Source organism: Dactylosporangium sp. NPDC000244 (assembly GCF_040300725.1).
Lineage (GTDB): Bacteria > Actinomycetota > Actinomycetes > Mycobacteriales > Micromonosporaceae > Dactylosporangium.
In genome coordinates this window covers 1-8697 of record NZ_JBEPEH010000042.1, presented here as the reverse complement: position 1 = coordinate 8697, position 8697 = coordinate 1, and the positions used below count along the sequence as shown (strand labels likewise).

Here is an 8697-nt window from a genome sequence, read left to right as displayed (position 1 = left end):
TCCGGACCGCTCACGCCGGCACCGCCGCCTGGACCGGCAGCCGCGCGTGGACCGCGAACCCGCCGCCGGGGCGCGGGCCGGCGGTGAGCTCGCCGCCGAACAGCGCCGCCCGCTCCCGCATCCCGATCAGGCCCTGGCCGCCGCCGCCCGCGACCGGCGCCGGCGCTCCGCCGCCCTTGTCGGTGACGGACAGGTGGACGCCGTCGCCGGCATACCGGACCTCGACCGTCACCCGGGTGGGCCCGGCGTGCTTCAAGACGTTGGTCAATGCCTCCTGGATGATTCGGTACGCCGACAGGTCGGCCGCCGGCAGCAGCGGGACGGCCTCGCCCTCCCGCCGCAGCGTCACCGTCAGCCCGGCCTCGCGGACCTGCGCGACCAGCTCGTCGAGGCGGTCGAGCCCGACCGGCGCGGCGGTGGCCCCGCCGTCGTCGCCGCGCAGCAGCCCCAGGGTGCGGCGCAGCTCGCCGACGGCGTCCCGGCCGGACGATTCGATGCTGCGCAGCAGCTCGTCGTCGACGTCGAGGCCCGCGTCGAGCCGCCGCCGCACGACGCCCGCCTGGATCACCATCACGGTGACGCTGTGCGCGACCATGTCGTGCAGCTCCCGGGCGATGCGCACCCGCTCCTCCATGACCGCCTCGCGGACCCGTTGCTCGCGGATCGCCGCCCGGGCCGCCGCCGCGTCGGCGTTCTGGCGCTGCTGGTAGGCGAACGCGACGCCGAGCGCCCAGGGCCCCCACGGGAAGAACAGCGCCGCCATCGGGTCGGACGGGTCGACGTGCCAGAATGACAGCGAGGTCGCCACCATCAGCGCCAGCCCGGCGTACCCGCGCCAGCCGCTGCGCCCGACCGGCACGTGCCGGCCGGCCGTGTACGCGGCGATGATCATCGCGGCGAGCTGCCAGAGCCGGTAGTCGATGACGACCACGTTGACGAGCACGCAGCTGGCGGCCAGCGCGACGAGCGGGACGCTGCGCCGCAGCGCGACGAGCACCGCCGCGGCGGCGAGGACGTAGGGCCACCAGGAGCCGGGCGGGTGTACCACGGCCTCCTCGACGAGCCCGAACGCCACGAACCCGCCAGTCACCCCGAGATCGACCCGCCACCTGCTGCGCACCTCCTGACGGTACGGGCCGCTCCCCCGGTTCCTCACCCGTCCGCCGGATGACCGGCCGTCCGCCGTGCGGGGGACCCCGGTTCGCCCGCGTTGCGGGTTCGCGCCGCGCCCCGCGTTCGTAGCGTTCGCGGCTCCGACTACTTCGCATTGAAGGGAGCCCGCGATGCGGCTCTTCTTGATACTGGCGCCGATCGTGCTGGGCGTGGCGACCGCGGTCGACCCGGCGCTCGGCACCCCAGACGGGTCCTTGGGCGTCTACCGGGCGCACCCGGCGGCCACGGAGGCTCATGCGGTACTGCTGCACTGGGCGTGGATCCTGTTCGTCCCCGGGTTCCTCGCGCTGCTCGGCCCGATCCGCCGCCGCGGCGTCGTCCTCGCCCGCGTGGCCTGGGTCGCGACGGTCTTCGGCCTGGTCACGTTCTCCGCGCTGATGGCGTTCGACATGTTTCTGCTGGCGTTGGAGCAGACGCTGCCGGACAACGGCACGGTCGCCCGGGTGAACGAGACGTTCGAGTCCCTCGGCGGCTGGGCGACGTTTGGCTGGCAGGTGCCGGGCCTCGTCGGCTGGGCCCTCGCGCTGGTCCTCGTGCCGATCGCGGCGGCCCGCGCGCGGATCATCTCGTGGTGGGTGGCGGGGGCGGCCCTGGCGGGCGCGGCGGGGTACTTCCTGTTCGCGATCACCCCGCTGCCCTGGTGCGTGGCCGGCCCGCTGGTGATGACGGTGGCGTACGCGCTCGCGGCCCGCTCCCTCGGCCGCCACGTCCCCGACCCCGACGAGCCGGACACCTTCGGCGCGTTCCGCTTCTCGGTCGGCCGCGTGTGCCTGATCCTGGCCCCGGTGGCGTTCGCGGCGGGCCTGGCCACGGTGCCCGGCTTCACGCCCGACCCGGCCCAGTTCACCGAGCACCCGGTGCAGTCGCAGGCCAGCGCGTTCCTGCTGCACCTGGGCTGGCTGCTGTTCATCCCGGCGGTCCTGACGATCATGCAGACGGGCGGCCGCTTCGCCCGCGTCGCGGGCCTGGTCACGGTGCTGGCGCTGGCCAACTTCAGCGGCCTGATGGTGGGCGACTACACCGACCTGGCGGCGCGCATGGTCCTCACCCCGGAGCAGGCGACGCAGGTGAGCGACGCGATGGGCGGTTACGCCCTGTTCGCGGTCAGCTGGGTGCTGTTCGGCATGTTCGGCACGCTGCTCGGCCTGATCGTGACCGCGTCGGCGACCACGGCCGACGGCCGCTCCCGCTGGTGGGTCCCGGTCCTGGTCGGCGCGGGCATCCTGGCCTTCCTGGCGCTGGGCGTCGGCCCGCTGAGCCTGCTGAGCCCGCTGCTGCTCCTGGCCGGCTTCGGCCTCCTGACCCGCTCCCTGCGCTATCCCGCCCCGGCCCTGCACGCGACCCCGGCGGCCCCGGCCCCGGCAACCCCCTGACCGCACCTCCGGCCGGCGCCCGCCAGGGCCGCCGGCCGGAGCGGTCCGGACCGGGCCCGGCGAACGCGCCGGACCGCCGCACCCCCCGCCTCAGCTCGGCGCAGCACCGATCCGCTGCTGCCGGAGCTCAGGCACGTGCCGCGCGATCGTCTCATCGTCTCGGTCAACGCCGGCTCGCAGATCGCGACGAGACCGCGCTCGACCAGGCCTGCTCAGCCCAGCGTATCGAGCCGCCGGGCGCCGGTCGCGGACAGCGAGAAGGGCGGCGCGGGAGTCCCGAACGGGGCCTCCGCATCTGGGCATGGTCACACTGGCGCCGCCGACGCCAACACCAAGCCCGACTCAGCCACTACCGACGACGCGGACCCACTCACCTAACTGCCGTTGCAGTACTGGCCGACCTTCGGGGTGAGGCGCCGGAGGATCTCGGTCAGCACCGCGGGGCTGGTCGCGAAGTTCAGGCGCACGCAGTCGCCGGTCTCCACGTCGGTCCCCTCGGAGAACTCCGCCCCCTCGCTGAGCCGCACCAGAGCGGTCCGCTCCAGCCGGGCCGCCGGCTCGGGCTCCCGCAGGCCGCCGAGCCAGGCGAGGTAGGTGCCCTCCGGCTCGCGGTACCGCAGCGGCATCCCGGACGCCCAGGCGCCGATCGTGGCCCGGTTCGCGGTGAGCGTGGCCCGCAGCCCCTCCAGCCAGCCGGCGCCGTCGCGCCACGCGGCCACCGTCGCGAGGCGGCCGAGCGTGCTCGGGGTGCCGAAGATGTCCGGCGGCATCGCGTCCAGCTTCGCGCGCAGGTCCGCCGGCCCCACGTGCGCGACCGCGCAGCGCAGTCCGGCGAGGTTGAAGGCCTTCGTCGCCGAGGTGGCGGTGATGGTACGGCGAGCCGCCCGCGAACCCAGCGACGCGAACGGGATGTGCCGGTGCGGGGCGTACACCAGGTCGGCGTGGATCTCGTCCGCCAGCACCGGCAGGTCGTACCGCTCGGCCAGCTCCAGCAGCGCCTCCAGCTCCGCGCGCCGGAACACCCGCCCGCTCGGGTTCTGCGGGTTGACGAGCACCAGGAGCCGTACACCGTCCATCGGGGACCGTCCGATGGGGACGATCCGCCGCCCGCTGCGCCGGATCGCGGCCAGGAACGGGGGATAGGCCGGCACGTGGATCGCCACCCCGTCGCCGGGCCGCGTGGTCTGCTCGATCACGACCTGCAGGATCTGCAGCACGTCGGTGAAGACGCGGGTGTGCCCGGCGCTGGGCTCCCACCCGTGCCGCTCGGCCATCCACGCCTCGAACGCGGCCGGCACCGGGTCGCCGCCGGGCCAGTGCGGATACCCGAAGTCCTCGCGGTCCACGGCGTCGAGCAGGGCGTGCCGGACGGCCGGCGCCACGCCGAGATCCATGTCCGCGACCCAGGCGCCGATCGTGTCCGGCCCGACCGCGCCCCACTTGACCCCGGTGCCGCGCCGGATGCCCTCCTTGGGCCGCAGCAGGTCGCGCAGGATCTCCATCTGCCCGTGGTGCTGCGCCAGCTCCTCGTACACGTGCAGCAGCGCCGCCCCCTGCGTCGCGATCCCGGCGGGCCCGAGAAAGCCCGGGTTCGGCGCCGTGCGCAACGGCCCCGCGAAGTCGGCGCCGCGCACGTCGGCCGCGAGCTGTTCCCGGGCCTGCCGGACCCGTTCGAGCAGCGGCGCGACCGGCCCCGAGCTGGTGAACTCGGCCTCGCGGTCCCGCTCGACGACCCGCCCGGCGACGAGCCCGCCGGCCCAGTAGCCGACCACGCCGAGGCAGTGCGTCAGCAGCGCGTACGGCGAGCTGGCCCCCTGCACGGGCGGCCGCACGTTGGCCAGCTCGTCCCCTAGCCCCGCCACGATCCCGCCCATGCCGTCGAGCGCCCGCCCGGTCGCGCCCAGATACTCCTCGACGGTGATCACGGGCCGCCCCCTTCTCCTGCGTCACCGCCTGAGCCGGTGACGGGGGAAGCTTGCGCCGCCCCGTCATCACCTGTCAAGGTGGTGACGTGAGCTTTGTGTTCGTGAGCGGCGACCTGGCGCTGGACTTCGCCGCGACCCGCAAGTGGCGCCGCCGCCCCGACCCCGACGAGCTGCTGCCGACCGGCGCCGACCTGGCTCGCTGGTCCGTCGAGGCGGGCGTGCTGACCCGGCCGCCGCGCGTCGGCCCCGAGGACCTGCGCGACCTGCTCACCCTGCGCGAGTCCGTCTACCGGCTGCTGCACCCGGACGCAGCCCCGCCCCGCCCGTCCGACGTGCGCGTGCTGAACCGGGCCGCGGCCCACCCCGGCCCCCGCCCGTCCCTGACCCCCGACGGCGTGCGCCGCACCGGCGACGCGCCAGCCCTGGCCGCCGCGATCGCGGGCGCGGCCCTGACCCTGCTGGAGTCCCGCCCGCCGATCCGCGAGTGCGCGGGCGAGGACTGCACCCGCCTGTTCGTGGACCGCTCGCGCGCGGGCAACCGCACCTGGTGCGGCATGGAGGAGTGCGGCAACCGCGTGAAGGCCGCGTCGTACCGCGCCCGCCGCGCCGCGAGCGCCTAGAGTCACGGCGTGACCGACGACCTCCTCGACCGCGCCGACCGCCTGGCCGAAGCGGGCCGGGTCGACGAGGCCATCGCCGCCTACCGTGCCGCCATCGCCGCCGGTCACCCCGACGGCTGGCGCGATCTCGCCCGCCTGTGCGAGCGCCACGGCCGCCACGACGAGGCGCTCGAGGCCTGGCGGGGCGGGATCGATGCCGGCTGGTGGAACGCCCGGGCGGGCCTGGCCGTCCTGCTCGGCAAGCTCGGCCGGGTCGACGAGGCCATCGCCATGCACCGGGCGGCGATCGCCGACGGCGAGACTTCGGCGCTCAACGACTTCGCCCACCTGCTCGCCGGGCAGGGCCGCGTCGACGAGGCCGTCGCGGAGCTCCGCGCGGTGCTCGGCGAGCGGGCGGCGTCGTACTGGCCCCTAGGCGAGCTGCTGGAGGAGCACGGCCGCCCCGGCGAGGCCCTCGAGGTCTATCAGGCGTCCGTGGCAGCCGGCGAAACCCACGTCCGTGCCCGGCTGGCGCGGCTGCTGCTCGATCAGGGCCGCGCGGACGAGGCGATCCACGTGACCCGGACCGCGATCGCCGATGGCGAGCTGCGCGCCTACGAGGCGCTGGGCCACATCCTCGCCAGGACGAACCGCCAGGCCGAAGCGGACGCCGAGGCCACCCGCCTGGCCGACGCGGGCAACTGGCTCGCGTGCGCCAGGCTGATCGCCGGCCTCAAGCGGGGCGACGCCGCCGAACACTAGCCGGGGAGCTCCACGCCGCTCAGCCGGGCGCACGCGGCGAGCAGCCCGTCCTGGTAGCGCTCGTCCCGCGCGGCCGCGTTGGGCTTGAGGTCCTGGCGGCGCTTGAAGTATCGCCCGGTGACGAGCGCGTCGCCGTCCCCGGTGGCCAGCCACACCTGCGTCTCGGCGCCCTCGGGCAGGTCGTCGGTCGCGTTGGGGCCGCCGAGCTTCGTGCGGATCCAGCCGGGGTCGACGGCGTTGGAGTAGACCTCGGGCCACCGCCGGGCGACCGCGAACGCGAGGGCCACGTCGTGCAGCTTGGAGTCGCTGTACGCCTGCATCCCGTGCCACGGCTTGCGCTCGTACTGCAGGTCCTCGAGGTCGGCCACGCCGACGGACTCGAGGCCGCTGGTGAGGTACACGATGCGCTGGGGACGGGGCATGAGCGCGGTGAGCACGTAGGGCGCGAGCACGTTGACCTGGAAGATGCGCTCGATCCCGTCGCCGGTCTCGCGGCGCTCGTCCTGCCCGCCGATCCCGGCGTTGTGGATCACCACGTCGAACGCGCCGGCCGTCCGGCCCATCGCGCGGGTCTGCTCCAGGTCGGCGAGGTCGCCGACGAGCACCTCAGGCGAACCGTCGAGCGCCGCGGCGCGTTGCTCGCTGCGGGCGTGGAAGACGACGTCGTGCCCGAGCTCTTGCAGGGTGCGGGCCGTCTGCAGCCCGATGCCGTCCGTCGACCCGGTGACCAGAATTCTCATCAGGTCGACATCGTAGCGGGCGGAAGGACGCGCATGCCCCGGGCCACGAGCTCGCCGTGCCGCGTGTCGAGCCACGGCAGCTCCGCCTTCGCCACGTGCGCGGCCGCGTCGAGGCGCCCGACGCCGCGCAGCGCCCGGTACACGGCCCCGGCGACGATCGGCGCCGCCTCGTCCGGGAGCTCGGCCTCGTGCGCGACCACGACGTCGGCGCAGGGCCGCAGTGCCGCGGCGGCGGCCAGGCTCCGGCAGGCGTTGAGCATGATGCCGTGCAGGCGGTGCCCTCGCGGCGCGTGTTCGTAGGCCAGCAGCACCGCGGCGAGGTCCGCCGCGTGGATGACCCGGGCCGGGCGGCGGGCGGCGGCCCCGGGCGCGGCATCGTCGTGGAACGTGAGCATGGCACCGCTGCCGTGGCAGGCCAGATGCAGCACGTCCGTGGCCTCGCCGAGCATGCCGCGGATGTCGTCGACGCCGGCGTACGGCCGGTAGTCCACCTCGATCGCGGGGCGCACGGCGGCGGCGACGGCGTGGTACTCGGCCTGCGGGTCGAGGCCGCCGACGGGATCGCCGCCGGCCCCGATGGTCGGGCTGGCGCCGAGCAGGAGGATGCGGCGGACCCAGGGTTGCGTCGGCTCCGGCCGGGAGCCCTCGAGCCGGCCCTGCAGGGCGTGCAGCGCGACGTTGCCCGGCCGCTCGCGCCGCGCCCGGAGCAGCAGGCGCCGGTAGCCCTCGGGCACCAGTCCGCTGTCGAGGCTCGTGAAGACGCCGTCCCACCATGCAAGGGCGGACGTCGCGGGCGGCCAGCCGGGCAGCATCGCGGCGGGAAACCCGATCACCGACAGCAACCGGCGGGACGAGCCGAGGTCGGTGAACGCGGCGGCGATGAGCTCCAGCAGCTCGGCCCGGCTCTCGGGAGTCAGCGGGAGATCGGCCTGGGGCGTGTCGTCGCGCATCGCGGTCACCCTAGTCGGGCTCGGTTGCCGGAACGGTTCAGGCATTCGGTCACAACCGGGTTCAGGAGGGCCGAGAAGACCATCGGTATTGAGGATACGACGCAGTGCAACGGCCGTGATACACAAACGCACATGGATGACGTCGGCGAATTCGACGCCGCGATGCACGCCGCCATGGACCCTCAGCGGGAGCCGGTCGGCGCGGACGTCGTCGAGCGATTCATCCAGGAGACCTCGTGGTGGCACCCACATACCTGCACCACCTGCGGACACACGTTCCGTGTCGGCGACCGGGTGCGCTTCGAGCGTGCGACGGGCCGGGTCCGGCATCTCGACCCGGTCCTGGGCTGCTGGACCGGATCGGAGGGCCGTCCCGCGCCGCCGTCGGCGACCGATGTCGATGATCTCAAGGCGTTCCTCGACGGGATCGACGACACCTGGCGGGTCGCGGGCAACATGCCGGTCATCGCCGCCGACGAGGACGCGGCCCTGCTCGAGCCGCCGCTGGGCGGCCTGGCCCGCCAGGTGTGCCTGCATTGCGCCCACTCGTTCCGGCCGGGCGAGCTCGTCGTCGTGTGCCCGTGCCACCCGCAGGCGCCCGAGTGCCACTACGCCGTGCACCGCGATCCCGGCCGCGGCCTGGTCTGCTGGGAGAAGTGGCGGCCCACCGGCGTGCTGGAGGTCTGCCCGGTCACGCAGCGGCGGCTGACGGCCCCGGCGCCGACGGGCTCCACGTGAGCGGCGACGAGGATCGCCATGCCCGGCATGGCCTCATTCCGGGCTGGGATCAGGCCCGCCTGCGCCGATCGACCGCCGTGCTGGCCGGCGTCGGCGCGCTCGGCAACGAGGTCGCCAAGAATCTCGCGCTGCTCGGCGTCGGCCGGCTGGTGCTGTGCGACCGGGACGTCGTCGCCGCGTCGAACCTCAGCCGGACGGTGCTGTTCGAGCCGGGCGACGTGGGCTCGGCGAAGGTCGATGTCGCCGCCCGGAGGCTGCGGCGGCTCGCTCCGGACGTCGAGGTCGAGGCGCGCAACGCAGAGCTGACCGCCGGGGTCGGCGTCGGCGAGCTCGAGCCGCGGCCGTGCCTTCAAGGTCGACGTGCTGCCCCTGCCGGTCCTGCCCGACCAGTCCGGCACCGTCTCCCTGCGCGGCGGCATGTCCACGTCCGAGCTGGT

General features: G+C 74.9%; 8 protein-coding genes and 1 pseudogene. 5 read left to right on the top strand and 4 right to left on the bottom strand.

Features of this window, described 5'->3' with window-relative positions; genetic code table 11:
- Window positions 1–10: 10 nt before the first annotated feature.
- The gene (locus ABT369_RS44700; protein WP_350622372.1) at window positions 11–1120 is read right to left on the bottom strand and encodes a sensor histidine kinase; all 1110 of its coding nucleotides are present in this window, start codon (window positions 1118–1120) and stop codon (window positions 11–13) included.
- Between the two features lie 163 nt (window positions 1121–1283).
- Between ABT369_RS44700 and ABT369_RS44695 the strand changes: the two genes are divergently transcribed.
- Window positions 1284–2546, top strand: coding sequence for a hypothetical protein (locus ABT369_RS44695; protein ID WP_350622370.1), 1263 nt, complete (start codon window positions 1284–1286; stop codon window positions 2544–2546).
- A gap of 374 nt (window positions 2547–2920) precedes the next feature.
- On the opposite strand, the gene ABT369_RS44690 is transcribed toward ABT369_RS44695, so the two are convergent.
- Window positions 2921–4471, bottom strand: a complete 1551-nt coding sequence (locus ABT369_RS44690) for an aminotransferase class I/II-fold pyridoxal phosphate-dependent enzyme (protein ID WP_350622368.1) — start codon at window positions 4469–4471, stop codon at window positions 2921–2923.
- Between the two features lie 86 nt (window positions 4472–4557).
- Here ABT369_RS44690 and ABT369_RS44685 point away from each other — a divergent pair, with 86 nt between their 5' ends.
- On the top strand, window positions 4558–5091 hold the full coding sequence (locus ABT369_RS44685) for a CGNR zinc finger domain-containing protein (protein ID WP_350622366.1): 534 nt from the start codon (window positions 4558–4560) through the stop codon (window positions 5089–5091).
- Window positions 5092–5100: 9 nt separating this feature from the next.
- Entirely contained in the window at window positions 5101–5832 is a 732-nt protein-coding gene (locus ABT369_RS44680) for a tetratricopeptide repeat protein (RefSeq protein ID WP_350622364.1), read from the top strand.
- On the opposite strand, the gene ABT369_RS44675 is transcribed toward ABT369_RS44680, so the two are convergent.
- Both ABT369_RS44675 and ABT369_RS44670 read right to left on the bottom strand, forming a co-directional pair.
- Complete coding sequence (locus ABT369_RS44675) at window positions 5829–6572, bottom strand: SDR family NAD(P)-dependent oxidoreductase (protein WP_350622362.1); 744 nt, start codon at window positions 6570–6572, stop codon at window positions 5829–5831. The genes ABT369_RS44680 and ABT369_RS44675 overlap by 4 nt on opposite strands.
- Window positions 6572–7522 carry an effector-associated domain EAD1-containing protein gene (locus ABT369_RS44670; protein WP_350622360.1) on the bottom strand — a complete coding sequence of 317 codons (951 nt, stop codon included), beginning with the start codon at window positions 7520–7522 and terminating at the stop codon, window positions 6572–6574. Before ABT369_RS44670 ends, ABT369_RS44675 begins: the two co-directional genes overlap by 1 nt.
- 132 nt (window positions 7523–7654) lie before the next feature.
- On the opposite strand from ABT369_RS44670, the gene ABT369_RS44665 reads away from it, so the two are divergent.
- Window positions 7655–8260: a hypothetical protein gene (locus tag ABT369_RS44665; RefSeq protein ID WP_350622358.1), complete on the top strand. Its 606-nt coding sequence runs from the start codon at window positions 7655–7657 to the stop codon at window positions 8258–8260.
- Window positions 8179–8559: pseudogene (locus tag ABT369_RS44660) on the top strand (HesA/MoeB/ThiF family protein); the annotation flags it as partial. The gene ABT369_RS44665 and the pseudogene ABT369_RS44660, both read left to right, overlap by 82 nt.
- Window positions 8560–8697 lie beyond the last annotated feature (138 nt).

Bases quoted from the DNA above. Each gene is read 5' to 3' on its own strand.
- ABT369_RS44695 (WP_350622370.1), top strand. From the start codon at position 1,284: ATGCGGCTCTTCTTGATACTGGCGCCGATCGTGCTGGGCGTGGCGACC.
- ABT369_RS44675 (WP_350622362.1), bottom strand. From the start codon at position 6,572: ATGAGAATTCTGGTCACCGGGTCGACGGACGGCATCGGGCTGCAGACG.
- ABT369_RS44670 (WP_350622360.1), bottom strand. From the start codon at position 7,522: ATGCGCGACGACACGCCCCAGGCCGATCTCCCGCTGACTCCCGAGAGC.
- ABT369_RS44665 (WP_350622358.1), top strand. From the start codon at position 7,655: ATGGATGACGTCGGCGAATTCGACGCCGCGATGCACGCCGCCATGGAC.